General features: G+C 62.1%; 16 protein-coding genes. 9 read left to right on the forward strand and 7 right to left on the reverse strand.

Features of this window, described 5'->3' with window-relative positions; all coding sequences use genetic code 11:
* Positions 1–140: 140 nt before the first annotated feature.
* From QKW60_RS18265 to QKW60_RS18295, 7 genes are all read left to right on the forward strand, one after another.
* Complete coding sequence (locus QKW60_RS18265; protein WP_282370802.1) at positions 141–1,286, forward strand: amidohydrolase; 1,146 nt, start codon at positions 141–143, stop codon at positions 1,284–1,286.
* Between the two features lie 3 nt (positions 1,287–1,289).
* Positions 1,290–2,483 carry a diaminopropionate ammonia-lyase gene (locus tag QKW60_RS18270; protein WP_282370804.1) on the forward strand — a complete coding sequence of 398 codons (1,194 nt, stop codon included), beginning with the start codon at positions 1,290–1,292 and terminating at the stop codon, positions 2,481–2,483.
* Positions 2,473–3,642: a M24 family metallopeptidase gene (locus QKW60_RS18275; RefSeq protein ID WP_282370806.1), complete on the forward strand. Its 1,170-nt coding sequence runs from the start codon at positions 2,473–2,475 to the stop codon at positions 3,640–3,642. The genes QKW60_RS18270 and QKW60_RS18275 overlap by 11 nt, the downstream gene beginning before the upstream one ends.
* Before the next feature lie 309 nt (positions 3,643–3,951).
* On the forward strand, positions 3,952–4,338 hold the full coding sequence (locus tag QKW60_RS18280; RefSeq protein ID WP_282370808.1) for a nuclear transport factor 2 family protein: 387 nt from the start codon (positions 3,952–3,954) through the stop codon (positions 4,336–4,338).
* Positions 4,339–4,372: 34 nt separating this feature from the next.
* Positions 4,373–5,773, forward strand: a complete 1,401-nt coding sequence (locus QKW60_RS18285; RefSeq protein WP_282370810.1) for an NAD(P)/FAD-dependent oxidoreductase — start codon at positions 4,373–4,375, stop codon at positions 5,771–5,773.
* 130 nt (positions 5,774–5,903) lie between these two features.
* Entirely contained in the window at positions 5,904–6,944 is a 1,041-nt protein-coding gene (locus QKW60_RS18290) for a YeiH family protein (protein ID WP_282370812.1), read from the forward strand.
* 15 nt (positions 6,945–6,959) lie between these two features.
* Positions 6,960–7,328, forward strand: a complete 369-nt coding sequence (locus QKW60_RS18295) for a cupin domain-containing protein (protein ID WP_282370814.1) — start codon at positions 6,960–6,962, stop codon at positions 7,326–7,328.
* Positions 7,329–7,394: 66 nt separating this feature from the next.
* On the opposite strand, the gene QKW60_RS18300 is transcribed toward QKW60_RS18295, so the two are convergent.
* From QKW60_RS18300 to QKW60_RS18325, 6 genes are all read right to left on the reverse strand, one after another.
* On the reverse strand, positions 7,395–8,003 hold the full coding sequence (locus QKW60_RS18300) for a tetratricopeptide repeat-containing protein (protein WP_282370815.1): 609 nt from the start codon (positions 8,001–8,003) through the stop codon (positions 7,395–7,397).
* Entirely contained in the window at positions 7,975–8,682 is a 708-nt protein-coding gene (locus QKW60_RS18305) for an ABC transporter ATP-binding protein (RefSeq protein WP_282370817.1), read from the reverse strand. The genes QKW60_RS18300 and QKW60_RS18305 overlap by 29 nt, the downstream gene beginning before the upstream one ends.
* Positions 8,672–9,439: an ABC transporter ATP-binding protein gene (locus tag QKW60_RS18310; RefSeq protein WP_282370818.1), complete on the reverse strand. Its 768-nt coding sequence runs from the start codon at positions 9,437–9,439 to the stop codon at positions 8,672–8,674. Before QKW60_RS18310 ends, QKW60_RS18305 begins: the two co-directional genes overlap by 11 nt.
* Positions 9,436–10,413, reverse strand: a complete 978-nt coding sequence (locus QKW60_RS18315; RefSeq protein WP_282370819.1) for a branched-chain amino acid ABC transporter permease — start codon at positions 10,411–10,413, stop codon at positions 9,436–9,438. The genes QKW60_RS18310 and QKW60_RS18315 overlap by 4 nt, the downstream gene beginning before the upstream one ends.
* Complete coding sequence (locus tag QKW60_RS18320; protein WP_263738764.1) at positions 10,406–11,275, reverse strand: branched-chain amino acid ABC transporter permease; 870 nt, start codon at positions 11,273–11,275, stop codon at positions 10,406–10,408. Before QKW60_RS18320 ends, QKW60_RS18315 begins: the two co-directional genes overlap by 8 nt.
* A gap of 73 nt (positions 11,276–11,348) precedes the next feature.
* A complete protein-coding gene (locus tag QKW60_RS18325; protein WP_282370824.1) occupies positions 11,349–12,641 on the reverse strand; it encodes an ABC transporter substrate-binding protein in 1,293 nt (430 codons plus the stop codon).
* A 404-nt stretch (positions 12,642–13,045) separates the two neighbouring features.
* Here QKW60_RS18325 and QKW60_RS18330 point away from each other — a divergent pair, with 404 nt between their 5' ends.
* The gene (locus QKW60_RS18330; RefSeq protein ID WP_282370826.1) at positions 13,046–13,774 is read left to right on the forward strand and encodes a FadR/GntR family transcriptional regulator; all 729 of its coding nucleotides are present in this window, start codon (positions 13,046–13,048) and stop codon (positions 13,772–13,774) included.
* A 1-nt stretch (position 13,775) separates the two neighbouring features.
* Here the strand turns inward: QKW60_RS18330 and QKW60_RS18335 are convergent, their stop codons facing one another.
* Positions 13,776–15,071, reverse strand: coding sequence for an ABC transporter substrate-binding protein (locus QKW60_RS18335; RefSeq protein ID WP_282370828.1), 1,296 nt, complete (start codon positions 15,069–15,071; stop codon positions 13,776–13,778).
* A gap of 162 nt (positions 15,072–15,233) precedes the next feature.
* Here QKW60_RS18335 and QKW60_RS18340 point away from each other — a divergent pair, with 162 nt between their 5' ends.
* The gene (locus tag QKW60_RS18340; RefSeq protein WP_282370829.1) at positions 15,234–16,607 is read left to right on the forward strand and encodes an NAD(P)-binding domain-containing protein; all 1,374 of its coding nucleotides are present in this window, start codon (positions 15,234–15,236) and stop codon (positions 16,605–16,607) included.
* Positions 16,608–16,859 lie beyond the last annotated feature (252 nt).

Below are 16,859 nucleotides of genomic sequence, written 5' to 3' on the forward strand. Positions count from 1 at the left end.
GAAGTATGATTGACCATCGCTCCGTGGCGGCTCGTTGGACAGCCATTCTTTGAATATTTTCGTCGCCGAACATTGGTAATTCGACGCCATTAATCTCGGCTACCCTCTAGTCTGGCCAGAACGATGTGACGGAGCGCCGGATGAGCGAGGTTTATCAGAATTTGGTCGAGCTGCGCCGCGCGTTTCATCGCGACCCTGAACTGGGTTTTCAGGAACAGCGCACCAAGACCCGCGTCGCGGCGCATCTGCGGGGGCTTGGCATCGAGGTTCATGAAGGCGTGGGCGTCGTCGGTATCCTAAAGTTCGGGTCCGGCAACCGCGCCATCGGTCTCCGGGCCGATATGGATGCCTTGCCGATCACCGAGAAGAGCACCCATGGCTACGTCTCGGAGAATCCGGGCGTCATGCATGCCTGCGGTCATGACGGCCATATGACCATGCTGCTTGGTGCGGCGGAGACGCTCGCGCGCGACACGGATTTCGACGGCACGGTGGTCTTTCTCTTTCAGCCGAACGAGGAACACGGGCTCGGCGCGCGCGCGATGATCGACGAGGGCGTCTTGGAACGGTTCCCGGTCGAAGAGGTCTATGCCATCCACAACCTGCCGGGCGCGCCTGTCGGGCAGGTCTCCACCCGGCCGGGCCAGATCTGCGCCTCAGAAAGCCTCTTTGAGATCGAGATCACCGGCAAGGGCGGCCATGCGTCCATGCCCCATGTCGGCGTCGATGCGATCACGGTCGGGGCCGAGATGGTGCTGGCGCTGCAGACCATCGTCTCGCGCAAGCTGGCGCCCGGTGCGGGCGCAGTGGTGTCAGTGACGGAGTTCCTGACTGACGGCCAGCGCAACGTGCTGCCCGGTCACGCGACACTCAAAGGCGATGTCCGTGCGCGGTTGCCCGAGGACCGCAAGGCGGTAGAACGCTTCATGCGCCAGATCGTGGCGGGCGTTGCCGCGACCCATGGCGTGACCGCTGAGATGAGCTTCAACACCGAGTTCATCGAAACGATCAACGCAACCGGCCCGGTCGAGGCCGTCGTCCGTGCCGCTCGCTCAGCGGGGCTGGAGGCCGACGGCAACCGTCCGCCGATGAGCTTTTCCGAGGATTTCGCCCATTTTTCCACCGCCGTGCCGGGCTGTTTTCTTTTGATGGGGAACGGCACAGAAGGCCCGCATGGCCAGCCGCTTCATGCCGCCGATTATGATTTTAACGATGCGCTCCTGCCGATCGGTGCCGCCTTCTGGACCGAACTGGTGCGGGACCGCCTGCCTGCCCGAAAGGACTGACCGATGACCGACCTTTTGCCTCCCGCCCGCCTTGGCCATGTCGCCGTGACGCGCAAGTCCGGCGACGCCGCGCACCGGGTTCTGACGCCTGAGGATTTCGCGACGGCCCAGGCCGAGATCATGGCATGGGACGGTTACACGCCAACGCCGCTCGTCTCGCTGAAGGCCCTTGCTCAGAAGATCGGCGTCAGTGCGGTCCTTTACAAACATGAAGGCCCCCGTTTCGGCCTCGGCAGCTTCAAGGCGCTCGGTGGGTCCTATGCCGCCCTGCGGGTGTTGCAGCGTGAGATTTCGAAGCGCGTTGGCAAGGAGGTCAGCCTCGCCGATATCCGCGAAGGCCGGTACCGCGACGCGGCGGCCGGGATCACGCTGGTTTCCGCGACTGATGGCAATCACGGCCGCTCGCTCGCCTGGGGTTGCCAGCGTTTCGGCGCGCCCTGCCGCATCTATATCCATGCCGAGGTCAGCGAGGGGCGGGCCGAGGCGATGCGCGATCTGGGCGCCGAGGTGATCCGGATCGACGGTGACTACGACGACTCGGTCGACCTTGCGAAAAGCGAGGCCGCAGCCAATGGCTGGTTCGTCGTCTCCGACACCTCCTGGCCGGGCTATTCCCAGCCGCCGCGTGACGTGATGGCGGGATATGGCGTTATGACCCGCGAGATCTGCGAGACGCTGGACGAGGCACCCACCCATGTCTTCCTGCAGGGCGGCGTCGGCGGTCTTGCGGCGGGTGTTGCTGCCGGTGTCCGTCAGCATTGGGGCGACAAGGCCCCGCGTGTGGTGATCGTGGAGCCGGAACTGGCCGCCTGCCTTTTCGAAAGCGCCAAGGCTGGCACCCCGACTTCTGTCGTCATCGAGGAAGAAACCCTCATGGCGGGTCTCTCCTGCGGCGAACCGTCCCCGCTCGCCTGGGAAATCCTCGCCGACGAAGCATCCGACTTCGTGACCATTCCCGAAAGCGTCGTTGCGCCCACCGTGCGGCTGCTCGCGCGGCCGCTGCCGGGCGACCCGGCCATCGAGGCGGGCGAAAGCGCGGTCGCGGGGCTTGCCGCGCTGATCGCGGCGCGGGCCGATGCGGGGCTTTCGTCGAAACTCGGGCTCGACGCCACGTCGCGCGTGCTGCTGATCGGCTCCGAAGGCGTGACCGATCCGGCGATCTTCCGGATGATCATGGAGGGGCGCGATGCGGCCTGACACCCCCGAACGCGGTTTCCCCGAGGCGGAGTTCGCAGCCCGCACGGCAAAGGCGCAGGCACGGATGGCACAGGAAGGGCTCGCCGGGCTCCTTCTGATGACGGAACCGGATGTGCGCTATTTCTCGGGCTTCCATACCTTGTTCTGGCAAAGCCCGACCCGGCCGTGGTTCCTGTTCGTTCCTGCCTCCGGCAAGCCCATCGCGGTGATCCCCGAAATCGGCGGCGTGCTGATGCGGCGCTCATGGCTCGACGATGTCCGCACATGGTCCGCGCCCCGCCCGGAGGATGACGGGATCAGTCTTCTTACCGAGCTGCTTGCGCCGCTCGCCAAGGGTGGTGCGAAGATCGGCGTGATGAAGGGCCACGAAACCTCGCTGCGGATGCCGCTTGGCGATTGGGAACGCCTGATGGCTAACCTGCCGGGCCTGCACATTGCCGACGCCACCCGGCTCGTGCAGGGCCTGCGCATGGTCAAATCCCCCGCCGAGATCGAAAAGCTGCGCCATATCTGCGCGATCGGCTCTGCCACCTTCGCCCGGGTGCCGGAGATCATCGCCGAAGGCATGCCGCTCGAAGAGGTGTTCCGCACGTTCCGCCGTGAGGCGCTGGCGCAGGGCGCGGACGACGCGCCCTATGTCGTGGGCGCGGCAGAGTCCGGCGGCTATGCCGATGTCATTTCGCCCCCCTCGCGGCGGCCGCTTCATGCGGGCGATGTGCTGATGCTGGATACCGGCGCTGTCTGGGACGGCTATTTCTGCGACTTCGACCGCAACTGGGCCATCGGCCGCGCCGACGACATGGCGCGCCGCGCCCATGACACGCTCTGGCGCGCGACCGAGGCGGGGCTGGCGGCGGCGAAGCCGGGCAATACCTGCCGAGATCTCTTCCGCGCCATGTCGGCAGTGATCGCCGAAATGGACAAGTCGGGCGGCGATATCGGACGGCTTGGCCACGGGCTGGGCACCCAGTTGACCGAACAGCCCTCGCATGCCGCATTCGACGAAACGGTGCTGGAAGAGGGCATGGCGCTGACGCTGGAACCCTCGCTCGGCTACGGCGTAGGCCTGATGATGGTCCACGAAGAAAACATCGTCGTCCGCTCCGGCGGGGCTGAGCTTCTCTCCACCCGCGCACCGCAGGAATTACCGGTCATCTGAAGGCTGCCGTGCCGGGCGTCAAGCCGAGAGACATTGACACCGCAGCGCCCTGTATTGCGCGGTGCGTGTTTTCCATCTTGCGCGCCGAACGATCCCGCTTTCTCGGCACTTTTGTGACATCGACTAGGCGCCGACCACTCAGCCGGAATCTGGCCTGAGGCTATTCAGATAACTGGCCCTAACGTCCGGCAGGGCGGGCCGGTAGGTAGCGCCATCCCAACCAAGGCCGGAGGATAATGTCAGGGCCGAGCGGACCGGGAAGACGCGCAGCAGTTACTGAAATAACCTCTAAATACCGGAGACATCCCAATGACCAAGACGCTCACCGCGCAGGACCTCGCCGATACGTTCGACGCCTTCAACCGCCACGACATCACGGGCGTAATGACCCATTTCGCAGATGACTGTGTTTTTTACACGGTCGGCGGCGACCACGTCTACGGCAACAAGGTTGAAGGCGCCGAGGCCATCGCAAAGGCCTTTTCGGCGGTTTGGGCGGGCATGAAGGATGCCCATTGGGATCATCACAGCCACTTCGTCCATGGTGACCGCGCCGTGTCGGAATGGACCTTCTCCGGCACCGACTCCAATGGCATGCGGATCGAGGCCGAGGGCGCCGATCTGTTCACGCTTCGCGACGGCAAGATCGTCGTTAAGCAGGCGCTGCGCAAGTCGCGTCCCGCTTTCAAAGCCTGACCCGCCCCTCCGCCCTGCACACAGGAACACTGCCATGGCTCAAAATCTGAGACCGCGCCACTGGCCCAAAGCCACCTACGATCCGAAATACGATCCGATCATCGACGCGGGCCCGGGCCACAACCGGGACCATGCGCCGACCTACTGGATCGGTACGGCTGGCACCCCGCCCGAAGATGACGGGCCGGTTTCGCGTGACATGGATGTCGATGTGGTCATCATCGGTTCGGGCTATACCGGCCTTTCGACCGCGATCCATCTGGCCAAGGAGCATGGCATCAAGGCGACTGTGCTGGAGGCCAATACGGTCGCCTGGGGGTGTTCCACCCGCAATGGCGGGCAGGCGCAAATCTCCTCGGGCCGCCTCAAGCGGTCGCAATGGATCGAACGCTGGGGCGTCGATACCGCCAAGAAGATGCATGCCGAGGTCTGCGAGGCGTTCGAACTGTTCAACGACCTGATCGGGTCGGACGACATCGACTGCGATCCGCAGCCGGGCGGGCATTACTATATCGCCCATCGCGCCAAGGTGATGCCGAAGCTGGAAAAGGAAAGCAAACTTCTGAACGAGACCTTCGGCTACGGCTCGCGCATCCTCAGCCGCGAGGAACTGCATGAAGAGCATGTCAGGGATCAGGAGGCCCAAGGTGCGATGTGGGAGCCGGACGGCACCTGCATCCATGCCGGAAAGCTCGCTTTCAGCTATGTCCGGCTGGCGCGCAAGCTGGGCGCGAAGATTCACACGGCAAGCCCGGTCATGGGCTGGACGGTCAAGAACGGCGTGCATCACCTGACGACGCCGGGCGGCATCGTCCGTGCCCGTGCGGTCGCGCTGGCGACGGCGGGCTACACGCCGACCGGCCTGCACCACCGGACCAAGCACCGGCTGATGCCGATCCTGTCGAACTCCATCGTCACCCGCCCGCTGACGGATGAGGAGAAAGCGGAATGCGACATCAAGACGATGTCGCCGCTGACCGATACGCGGACCTTGCGCCATTACTACCGGCTGTTGCCCGACGGGCGGATGCAGATCGGCAGCCGTAGCGCCATCACCGGGCGCGATGCAGAAAACCCCAAGCACCTCGCATTGCTGCGCAAGGGGCTGCATCGCAAGTTCCCGGCGCTGACCGATATCGACCTCGACTATTCCTGGTGGGGATGGGTCGATGTCAGCCACGACATGATGCCGCGCGTCTTCCAGCCCGACCGCGACCGCACGGTCTATTATGCGATGGGCTATGGCGGCAATGGCGTGATGTATTCCGCGCAGGCAGGCAAGCGGCTGGCCCAGCTTGTCTCCGGCAAGGGCATTCCTGTCGATCTGCCGATCTTCTCCTCGCCCCTGCCCAGCCACGGCATCCTGACCCCGTTCCGCCGCCTCGGTCAACGCTTCATGTACCACTGGTACTACCTGAACGACGAAGTCCTCTGACACCGGCAAACCGCATGAACGGTCAGGGCGGATTTCGGAACATCGGGCAGATGAAACTCTTCGAGGACAGGGGCTGCTGTCAGGAAAAGGACCGCAGCCGTCAAGGCGGCGCGGCAGAGGAGAATTGACTATGGCCATCTCGATCAGTGCAGCAAAATCGGGTTTTGCCGGACTGCCGGGCTTTGTCTCGGGCATCGGCCCGGGATTGCTGGTGTCCACGGTTATCGCCGTGGCCGCAAAGTTCCTGTCGGAACATTACGGCGCCCCGGCGATGCTGATGGCGCTGCTTCTTGGCATCGCCTTCCACTTCCTCGCCGAAGAGGGCAAATGCGTGCCCGGCATCGCCTTTACGTCGCGCACGATCCTGCGCGCGGGTGTTGCGCTGCTGGGCGCGCGGATCAGCGTTGAGCTGTTGATCGGACTTGGGCCTCAATTGATCCTGCTGGTCGTCGCGGGTGTGATCCTGACCATTCTTTTCGGGCTGCTCGGATCAAAAATTCTCGGGCGCGGCTGGCGGTTTGCCCTTCTGACCGGCGGTTCGGTCGCGATCTGCGGTGCCTCTGCCGCCATGGCAATTGCGGCGGTGCTGCCCAAGAACGAACATTCCGAACGCAACCTGATCTTCACGGTGCTCAGCGTGACCGTGCTCAGCACCATCGCGATGATCGCCTATCCGATCATCACCACGACGATGGGACTAGATCATGTCGCGGCCGGTGTCTTCCTGGGCGGCACAATCCATGACGTGGCCCAGGTCGTTGGCGCGGGCTTTTCGGTCTCTGACGAAACCGGCGAAACCGCGACCGTGGTCAAGCTGATCCGCGTCACCATGCTGGCGCCGGTCGTGCTTGTCTTCTCACTCGCGATCCGCAGTTTTGCCGAGGCCGATCCGCAGGACGGCGGCAAGCGACCGCCGCTGATGCCGGGTTTCGTGGTGATGTTCCTCATCCTCGCCGCGATCAATTCCTCCGGCCTCGTTCCGGAAGTCGCGCAGAAGGCGTTGGGCGACCTTTCGGCCTGGGCGCTGTTGATCTCCATCGCCGCCGTTGGCATGAAGACCTCGATCAAGACGATCTTCGAGGTCGGCGGCCAGGCGATCATCCTGATCGTCGCCGAGACGGTCTTCATCGCCGGCTTCATCCTTTACGGGATCACCCACTTCATCGGCTGAAACGCGGAGGATATCATGAGTGTATATGTGATCGACTTTTCAGGCGAGCCGGACGAGGTCAGCGAACGCCGCCTTGCCGACCTGCCGGATCGGGTTGTGGACGGTGATCCGCACCATGTCACGAAGATGCGGCATACCAGCCCCGACGGCTCCTTTCTGGCGGGAACCTGGACCAGCACGCCCGGCAAATGGCACGCCTTCACCGACCGTGACGAGTTCTGCTTTATCGTCTCGGGCCATGTGCAACTGATCGCCGAGGACGGGCATGTGCAGGACTTCCGCACCGGCGACGCCTTCGTGATTCCGAACGGATTCCGCGGCTATTGGAACGTGCTGGAAACCACGACGAAGCATTTCGTCATTCGGGACTACGCTGCGGGCTGACGCCAGAGGCGATGGTTCCGACGCTCCTGCCCCGGGACCCTTCCAATAAGTGCGCAGCTATGAATTTTACCGGTGCGGTGCTTCGTTGCCCATATCGGCAATCAACAGGCAGGCGCCGAGTATCTTTCGCATGTCGTCGAATACGACCGGGCGTTCGCCCCGCCAGCGCGAAAAATGACGGTGGGGCAGAGCAAAGGAACCTGCTTCGAGTGCATTCAGCGATTCCTCGGTTTCGATGATGATCCTGCTGATCCTGAGCCGGGTATTGGCGAGGTAGGTTTCGCGGTGGCGGGCTTCCATGCGCAGGTGAAACAACGACGAGCGCGAGCGTGGCCGCACCACCATTTCGTCGACATCGCCGCGCGCCGACTGCCAATTGTGTCGTGCCTTTGAGAAATATCGTTTGGCTGTCGCCGTGCCGGCCCCGGCGGCAATGCCAAGATTGATCAGGCTTGTTGCGATCCGTCGGTCACTTGAACCGAAGGCAAGGCGGGCCTGCCAGTAGGCCAGATGAAACAACGGGACCGCACGGAACCGGCGCTGCGTTTGCCAGGCGGTGATGGCTGCCTCGCTCAACCGCTCCCAGCGCAGATCGGCGCGGCGCCAGCCGCTGGCCTTTGCCTGACGCCATTCGGTATCGGCCGCGTCAAACCCCAAGATATGCCGCGCGGACATGCTCATTGTCATGGAGTTCATGGGCAGGACCCTCCAAAGCGAGATTTCCGGTTTCAAGGACATAGGCGTGGCTCGCCAGATCGAGCGCCAGCCCGGCATTCTGTTCGACGAGCACGACAGGCACGCCATCGGCGTTGATTTCTTCAATGATGCGGGCGATTTCCTCGACGATGACGGGGGCGAGGCCCATCGAGGGTTCGTCCATCAGAAGAAGTTTCGGCCGCGCCATCAGCGCCCGGCCAATGGCCAGCATCTGCTGTTCGCCGCCAGACATGGTCTGGGCGCGCTGAGTGCGGCGTTCCTTCAGGCGGGGGAAGCGGTGATAGACCTTGTCCAGATCGCTTTCCACCCCGGCCTTGTCGCGGCGCAGGAAGGCGCCGGTGCGCAGGTTCTCTTCCACCGTCATGTCGGGGAAGATGCGGCGGCCTTCGGGCACATGGGCAATGCCGCGCGCGACGATGCGGTCGGCGGGCAATGTGTCGATCCGCTCGCCCTCGAAAAGGATCTCTCCGGCGGCGAGTTTCGCCAGACCCGACATGGCGCGGAGCGTCGTCGTCTTACCCGCGCCATTGCCGCCGATGATGGTGACGATGGCACCATCGGGAACCGACATGGACAGACGACGGAGCGCCGAGACCTGTCCGTAATTCACCGCGATATCGCGCAGTTCAAGCAACATGGCGGGCGCCCCCCAGATAAGCCTCGATCACAGACGGATGGTGGCGGATGTGGTCGGGGTTCCCCTCGGCCAGCCATTTTCCGAAGCTCATACAGGTGATCCGGTCGCAGAGCCCCATGATCGCCTGCATGTCGTGCTCGACGATCAGGATCGTGGTGCCGTCGTCGCGCAGCTTGCGCATCAGCCCCATCATCACCCGCGTCTCTTCGGGGTTCATGCCGGTAAAGGGTTCGTCCAGCAGGATGACATCGGGATGGGCGGCGTAGGCCACGGCCATGCCAAGGGCGCGCTGGTGGCCATGCGACAGATCGCCGGCGCGGTTGTCGGCCAGATGGGCGAGGTTGAAGAACTCCAGCGCCTCGCGCGCCCGCGCCTCCGCGCCGGTCCGGTCGTGGCGGTCGTAGCCGACGATGGCCGCAAAGATGTTCGGGCGGAAGGGCATGTGGGTGCCCACCAGCGCGTTCTCCAGAACCGTCAGTTCGGCAAAAAGCGTGGAGTGCTGGAAGGTGCGTACCACGCCGCGCCGCGCCACCTCGTGCATCTTCAGCCCCGAGATGACCTCGCCCCTGAGACGTACCGCACCCGAGCTTGGTTTGTAAAAACCCGAGATAGCATTGAAGGTCGTGGTCTTGCCCGCGCCGTTCGGTCCGATCAGCCCATGGATCGTGCCGTGATCGACGGTGAAACTCAGCCCGTCAACCGCCGTAAGCCCCCCGAACCGCATCGTCAGCGCGTCGATTTCCAGAAACTTGGTCATTCGGCGGCCCTTTCGACGGGGACCGCGGATTTGCGACCCGGCTTCAGTTTCTGCACGAGGCTTTCCAGCCCCTTCGGCATGAAGAGGATGGAGAGGATCAGGATCAGCCCGTAGATCAGCGGCCGGGCCTGTTCGAAGCCCATCTCACGCAACACGACCTCGTTCAGGATAGTCAGCGTCACGCAGCCGAGGATCGGTCCGTAAAAGGTGGCGGTGCCCCCGACGATGGCCCAGGTCAGGACGAAAACCATCACCTCGACGTCAAAGCTGTTGGGGTTGATGGTGCCGACATAGTGCGCCAGAAGCGCGCCGCCGAGACCGGCGAAGCCACTGGCGATTGTGAAGGCAAGGGTGCGGTAGGCACGCACGTTTACACCAGCCGCCTGCGCCAGCTTGTCCTGCCAGTGGACGGCGTGGAAGGTCAGGCCCACCGGCGATTTCTCGATCCGCCAGAGGATCAAAAGACAGACCGCCACCACGATCGCGGCAAAGTAGAAATAGCTGATCGGCTCAAAAAAATCGAAGTCGTAGATGCCGATGGAAAAGTCGGGCATCGGGTCGATCCCCTTAATGCCCTTCGGCCCGCCAAAGGGTTCGCGAAACCGCTTCCAAAGAAGCCGGATGATCTCGCCCGCCGCGAAACTGCCGATCAGGAAGTAGAAACCCTTCATCCGGAAGAGAGGCACCGACAGGACCAGCGCGACCAGAGCCGCAATGACACCACCGAGCAGGATCGAGACGGGCACCGGCACGCTGAACATTTTTGTCAGAAGCGCCGAGGCATAGGCCCCGACCCCCATGATCACGACATGCGCGAGCGACCATTCCCCGGTCAGCGTCAACAGCCGGTAGGAGGTGACGATCAGGACGTTGATCGCCAGATAGACAAGGATTTCCTGCTGCGAGAAGCTGAGCACATGCGGCAGGAAGATTAGAGCGGCAAGAAGCGCGAACCACGGGACGACTTTAGGCACGATCCGCACTCCCCATAAGACCGGTCGGACGCACGATCAGAACGATGAGCATCAGCATCAGGCCCACGATGTCGGCCAGAACCCCGTCCCAGAATGTCGTCACCACCGTATGGATGAAGGCATAGGCGACCGAGGCGATGATGGCGCCCTCCAGCGACCCGACGCCACCGACAATGATCACGATGAAGGCGGTTATGATCACCGAATGGCCCATGAACGGATTGACCGACACCAAGGGCGCTGTCAGCGCCCCGGCAACCCCGGCAAGCCCAGCACCGATGAACATCGCGATGCGGGCAGTCTGGTTGATCGAAATGCCCTGAAGGGCCGCCGCCTCCGGGTCTTGTGCCGAGGCGCGGAGCGCCCAGCCAAAGCGAGTACGCTTTAGGAAGAACCACAGGGCCGAAAGCAGCACCACAGCAGCGATGATGACGTAAAGCCGGGCGACCGGCAGGCGGACCTTCTCGGAAAACGCGATGACGTCCTGTGTTACTGGCGGGATATGTTCCATTCGCACCCCGAAGCCCATGACGGCGAGCGATTGCAGGATCATCAAGAAACCGATGGATGCAACGAGGCCGCCAAGGGGGTTATCCCGTAAGGGCCGGAACAGGGCGCGCTCCATCAACAGGCCGAGCAGCCCGACGAAGGCCAGCCCGATCCCTACGGCAACGAGAAACGGCATGTGCAGATCGGCGTAGAGGGCCACGACGGCATAGGCGCCCGCCATGAACAATTCGCCATGGGCGAAGTTCACGACCCCCATCACACCGAAAATCAGAACCAGCCCGACGGCGACGAGCGAAATGTAGCTGGCCGCGTAGAGGGCGTTGAACCCGGTCTGTGCCAGAATCTCCAGCATCGACTTCTCCCTGTAGGAAATATGGGACGGCACCGGGCATGCGCTACCGGTGCCGCCTATGCCACGAAGCCGGTCAGCCGCGCTGATCGAACATCTGACCGTAGTCAGACATGTGTTTGCGCAACAGTTCGCCGTGCTTCGTGTACCAGTCAGGGATGGACCGGAACTCCTTGATCACAGCCTTGCCATCCTCGATCGCGACGACAGGCCAGGCGCCAACCAGCGCGTTGGAGATGCCGAACAACTCCTCGCCCCACCAGTCGGCATCGCCGAAGGCATGCTTGCCCTTTCCGCCTTCCTGCATCGCGGCCAGAACCGCCTCGGGTTCGGCCGAGCCTGCCTTTTCAGCGCCCGCCTTCCACAGATCCATGATCGAGGCATATTCCCAGCTGACCGCCCCCCATTCGCCGGGATGGCGCTTGTTGTATTCAGCGTAGAACCCGTTCGGATCATCGAAGTTGACGTTGTCGGCATTCATGGCCGGGTCGTCGAAATCCGGGAACTGGAAGATGAAGCCCTCCATGAACTCCTTCGACGTCTTGGCGATCATCTGGTCATAGAAGTCCGCGGTGCAGGAGATGATCTGACCCTTGAAGCCCTGCTGGAACAGTTGTTCGGCAATCGGATGGACATAGTCCGAATAGCAGGTGTCGAGGCAGACGATCTGCGGGTTCTTGGCCAGAAGCCGTGTGACGACGGGCGCGAAATCCGTCGTGGCGGGGTCGAAGAGCAGGGGTTCGTCCAGCATCTCGATGCCTGCCGCCTCGAACGCGGCAAGATAGGTCGCGACCGAGGGCAGGCCAAGCGCATCGTCCTGCGCACACATCACGGCGGTTTTCAGGTCGGGCTTGTTCTCGGCCAGCCATTCCACGCCGGTGACGTTGTAGATCGGGTGCACTTCGGCGGGCGCGATCAGCGTCGTTGTGTCGGGCGACAGGTCCGACGGCAGGAGGGTGGAGAAGAGCATGCCGGTCTTTTCCGCCACCGGCTGCACACCCGGCCAGGTATCGCCGCCGAGCATCATGATGAAGCTCACGCCATCCTCGCGGATCAACTTCGTCGCGCCGGTGCGCGCCTTGGCGGGGTCGTATTCATTGTCGTACGAGACGAATTCGACGTCAAAGCTTTCATCGCCCAGTTTGATACCGCCGGCGGCATTGATCCGTTCGGCCCAGATCTGGCAACCATCAAGCCCCGGCTTGCCCCAGGCCGCCACCGGCCCGGTCAGGGGTGCAAGAAAGCCGATCTTGATCGTGCCACCGGCGGCCGCGGCGGCACGGGGAAGGCCCGCCGCAATGGTTCCGAGAGCCGAGGTTTTCAGAAAAAAGCGCCGGTTAAAGCCGGCACGGTGAATCTTCGTGAACATTTGCGTCTCCCATGTTGGGACCCGGTCGCGGGACGAAGCCGCGTCGGGCCTATCCTGTTCGATGCGGGCTGGGCCAATTTTCGACCTCTACTGAACCAATTTGCGCTAACTGGATCGACCACACAACCAAACGCTAGCAGGAAGGGATTTTCCTGCCAAGAAATTCTGTTCTTCTAGAGTGAATTTTTTTGAAGGAATGATGCAACCGACCGACCGCGACCTCATCAACACCTTATAATCATTAGAAGACTTAGCCAAACGGCGTAACTGCTGAATTTTTCACCAACGACAACCAGTTCCCGGACCAGAGCGGCCAGTCGTGGAAATTGGTTCCTTTTGGCACCCTGTGTTGTGATATTTTGGCAAATCTGGTTAAATCTTGAGCACCAAACCGGGAATCCACCGTGAACACACGCATCGTCACCCTGAAAGCACCCGAAAGCGCCGAAACGACCATCGGCGCGACGGTGCAATCCGTCATCGACACGATCGTCGCCCGAATCGAATCGCAGGAATACGAAGTAGATGAACGGCTGCCCTCGGAACGGACATTGGCGGCGGAGCTCGGTGTGGCGCGCAATACCGTGCGCGAGGCGCTCGACGTACTTGAGACCCGGAAGATGATCCGCCGCCGTGCAGGCAGCGGCAGCTTTGTGACCTATCAGACCGGGCCGCAGGGAAATTCATCCCCCTCGGCCCTCGCCTCCAATACCAGCCCCCTGAACCACCTTGTCGTGCGGGGCATTCTCGAACCGGAGATGGTCCGGCTGGCGATCATCAACATGACCCCGCGCCAGATCGAGGCGCTGGGTGAGGTGTTGTCGCAGATGGAGCAGGTTCGCACCGATGCCGCAGCCTTCGCCCGGCAGGAGGAGGAGCTTTATCGCCAGATTGCGCACGGAACCGGCAACCCTCTACTGGCCGCGTGCTACGAACTGACAATCGACGCCTGCCGCCAGAATTTCCGCGCCGCCCTGTTGCGCCGCCATCTGACGCCGAAGCGCATCGGTGACTATCAGCAGCGCTATAACACGCTCTTCAACGCCATCGCATCGCGTGATATCGAGGCTGCTGTTGAATTCATCAAGCTGCACCTGATCGAAGAGCAGAAGCTCTTGCTTCAGGAAGTATGACCTAGATACTTCGCCGCGTCAGTCCGGTCTTGTTACTGGCCCGCACCTGGCGCTGATCCCACATCTGTCCCAGTTCGATCATCTGCGCCTTTAGCGCCGCCCCATGCTGTGCAAGCCAGTCCGGGATTGAGCCGAACTCGACGATTCTTGCCTTTCCGTCGCGCAGTTCAACCACGGGCCAGTCCCCAACCAAGGCGTTGTTAATACCGAATATTTCTGACCCCCACCACGTCGCCGGACCAAAGGCATGCATGACTGCGCCCGATTGCTTCATCGCCGCCAGAACCGAGATCGACGTGACGCTGCCCGCGCGTTCCGCCGCCGAATGCCAGATATCGAGAATGGCCGCGTATTCCCATGAAACCGCGCTCCAGCTGTCGGGAAACCGGCGCTGGTATTCGAGATAGAAATCCTTTGGCCGGTTGAAAAAGAATGCCTTCTCGGCAAGGGCCGGATCGTCGAAATCGGGGAACTGAAAGACAAAACCTTCCATGAAAGCGCGTGATGTGCGTTCGATCAGCCGGGGGTAGGCATCAAGCGTACAGGACAGGAGCTGACCCTGAAACCCTGCCGCGTGGGCGGCTTCCGTCAGGGCATGAACCATGGGTGTATAGCTTGTGCACCAGCAAAGAATGTCGGGCGCTTCCGCCATCATCGCGGCAACCATTCCGGACGCATAGGAGTCTTGCGGGTCATACCGAATTTCCTTGACGACCTCGATTCCCGCCGCGGCAAAGGCAGCGCGGTACGTGGCCAGAGAAGGCAAGCCCAAGGCGTCGGTCTGACTGCACAGCGCGACGCGGCGCAGGCGCGGACGTTCAAGCGCGAGCCACCCGACTCCGGTCACGTTATATATCGGATGCACCTCGCTCGGTGCGATCAGATAGGGTGTGTCGGGGGACAGGTCTGACGGCAGAAGCGTCGCCGTCAAAAGTTTGCGGTCAGTCAGGTAGTCGATAACCGGCGACAAGGTATCGCCGCCAAGCGCGAGAAGCAGTTTTACATCGCGGTCCTGCACCAGTTGGCGGACGCCTTCCATCGCAAGCTTCGCGTCATATTGGCAGTCGAACGGGACCAGGCGGATGTTGTGACGCCGGCCGCTCAGATGCAGCCCGCCGGCCCGGTTGATGCTGTCGGCCCAGATCTGACAGCCATTCAGCCCCGGAAGACCCCAGGATTGGACTGGACCAGTCAACGGCGCCATGAATCCAATATTGATCGTGTCGGCGACTCCGGCCGTCAACCGGGGCAGCGCGCCCTTCACCGCCAGTCTGTGCGCAAAACTACCGGAACCCATGCAACGGAGAATACGGGGTTTTTTGTCTTTGCGAAGCGAAATCGGAAAAAATATCACTGTGAGGCAGAAGATTTTATTGACAGGGATGTAACCGGTTCGCCAATCTGGTCCAAACCAAAAGCACCAATAACGCAAACTGGTTCATACCAGCAGGAGGTCAAAATGACGAAACGCGTGGCGATCATCGGTGCCGGCCCGTCCGGTCTGGCGCAGTTGCGGGCGTTCCAGTCCGCGGCGAAAAAGGGCGAGGATATCCCGGAACTGGTCTGTTTCGAGAAGCAGTCAAACTGGGGCGGGCTTTGGAACTACACATGGCGCACCGGGGTCGATGAATACGGCGAACCGGTCCACTGCTCCATGTACCGTTATCTCTGGTCCAACGGTCCCAAGGAAGGGCTGGAATTCGCCGACTACTCGTTCGAGGAACATTTCGGCAAGCAGATCGCCTCATACCCGCCGCGCGCGGTGCTCTTCGACTATATCGAAGGCCGCGTGAAGAAGGCGGGCGTGCGCGACTGGATCCGGTTTTCGACCACCGTCCGCAATGTCACCTATGACGAGGCGACGGGCAAGTTCACCGTAACCGTCCACGATCTGGCCAAGGATCACGTCTATTCCGAAGAGTTCGACAATGTCATCGTCGCCTCGGGCCATTTCTCTACCCCGAACGTGCCGTTTTATCCGGGCTTTGATACATTCAATGGACGCGTCCTTCACGCCCATGACTTCCGCGACGCGCGCGAATTCATCGACAAGGACATCCTGATCCTCGGCACCTCCTATTCCGCCGAGGATATCGGCTCGCAATGCTGGAAGTACGGCTGCAAGTCGGTGACGGTCGCCCACCGCACCGCGCCGATGGGCTTCAAGTGGCCGTCGAACTGGAAAGAGGTGCCCGCACTGGTGAAGGTCGAGGGACGTACCGCCACCTTCAAGGATGGCACGACCGGCGACTTCGACGCGATCATCCTCTGCACCGGCTACAAGCACCATTTCCCCTTCCTGCCCGATGACCTGCGGCTGAAGACCGCGAACCGGCTGGCGACGGCCGATCTCTACAAGGGTGTCGTCTGGGTTCATAACCCCAAGCTCTTCTACCTCGGGATGCAGGATCAGTGGTTCACCTTCAACATGTTCGACGCGCAGGCCTGGTGGGTGCGCGATGTGATCATGGACAAGATCGCGGTACCCGCCGACAAGGCCGTGCTGCTGGCCGATGTCGAGAAGCGGGTGGCCGAGGAGGATGCTGGCGAAGACGCCCATGATGCGATCCACTATCAGGGCGATTATGTGAAGGAACTGATCGCCGAGACCGATTATCCGAGCTTCGATGTCGATGGCGCTTGTCAGGCCTTCTTTGAGTGGAAGGACCACAAGAAAGAGGACATCATGGGCTTCCGCAACAACAGCTACAGATCCGTCATCACCGGCACCATGGCGCCCCTGCACCATACGCCATGGAAGGATGCGCTGGACGATTCGATGGAATCCTACCTGCAGAACGAACCGGATCAGCCTGTCGCCAAGACAGCCTGACCGTTCACGTGACCCCCGAAGGATCCGGTGCTGCGGCCGCGCCAATGCGGCCGCAGCCAAAGGGAGATTTGTCATGTCCGCACCGTCCAACCCGACCCGCCGCACGTTGACCCGCTTTGAGACGGCTGATTTTCGTCCTTTTGCGACCTTTGGGGACAGTGTGGGCGTGATGCTCTGGCACAACATTTCGTTTGATGCGGAGAGCGGGACGGGGAGTTACCTGATGGTTATGGCGCCTGGGGCGAGCAGTGT

The organism is Albidovulum aestuarii (genome assembly GCF_029961185.1).
In the GTDB taxonomy this organism is placed as follows: domain Bacteria; phylum Pseudomonadota; class Alphaproteobacteria; order Rhodobacterales; family Rhodobacteraceae; genus Albidovulum; species Albidovulum aestuarii.

Excerpts from the sequence above, each read along its gene's own strand:
- QKW60_RS18295 (WP_282370814.1), top strand. The coding sequence starts at position 6,960 with ATGAGTGTATATGTGATCGACTTTTCAGGCGAGCCGGACGAGGTCAGC.
- QKW60_RS18285 (WP_282370810.1), top strand. The coding sequence starts at position 4,373 with ATGGCTCAAAATCTGAGACCGCGCCACTGGCCCAAAGCCACCTACGAT.
- QKW60_RS18305 (WP_282370817.1), bottom strand. The coding sequence starts at position 8,682 with ATGTTGCTTGAACTGCGCGATATCGCGGTGAATTACGGACAGGTCTCG.
- QKW60_RS18280 (WP_282370808.1), top strand. The coding sequence starts at position 3,952 with ATGACCAAGACGCTCACCGCGCAGGACCTCGCCGATACGTTCGACGCC.
- QKW60_RS18335 (WP_282370828.1), bottom strand. The coding sequence starts at position 15,071 with ATGGGTTCCGGTAGTTTTGCGCACAGACTGGCGGTGAAGGGCGCGCTG.
- QKW60_RS18275 (WP_282370806.1), top strand. The coding sequence starts at position 2,473 with ATGCGGCCTGACACCCCCGAACGCGGTTTCCCCGAGGCGGAGTTCGCA.
- QKW60_RS18265 (WP_282370802.1), top strand. The coding sequence starts at position 141 with ATGAGCGAGGTTTATCAGAATTTGGTCGAGCTGCGCCGCGCGTTTCAT.
- QKW60_RS18270 (WP_282370804.1), top strand. The coding sequence starts at position 1,290 with ATGACCGACCTTTTGCCTCCCGCCCGCCTTGGCCATGTCGCCGTGACG.
- QKW60_RS18325 (WP_282370824.1), bottom strand. The coding sequence starts at position 12,641 with ATGTTCACGAAGATTCACCGTGCCGGCTTTAACCGGCGCTTTTTTCTG.
- QKW60_RS18300 (WP_282370815.1), bottom strand. The coding sequence starts at position 8,003 with ATGTCCGCGCGGCATATCTTGGGGTTTGACGCGGCCGATACCGAATGG.
- QKW60_RS18290 (WP_282370812.1), top strand. The coding sequence starts at position 5,904 with ATGGCCATCTCGATCAGTGCAGCAAAATCGGGTTTTGCCGGACTGCCG.
- QKW60_RS18310 (WP_282370818.1), bottom strand. The coding sequence starts at position 9,439 with ATGACCAAGTTTCTGGAAATCGACGCGCTGACGATGCGGTTCGGGGGG.
- QKW60_RS18320 (WP_263738764.1), bottom strand. The coding sequence starts at position 11,275 with ATGCTGGAGATTCTGGCACAGACCGGGTTCAACGCCCTCTACGCGGCC.
- QKW60_RS18340 (WP_282370829.1), top strand. The coding sequence starts at position 15,234 with ATGACGAAACGCGTGGCGATCATCGGTGCCGGCCCGTCCGGTCTGGCG.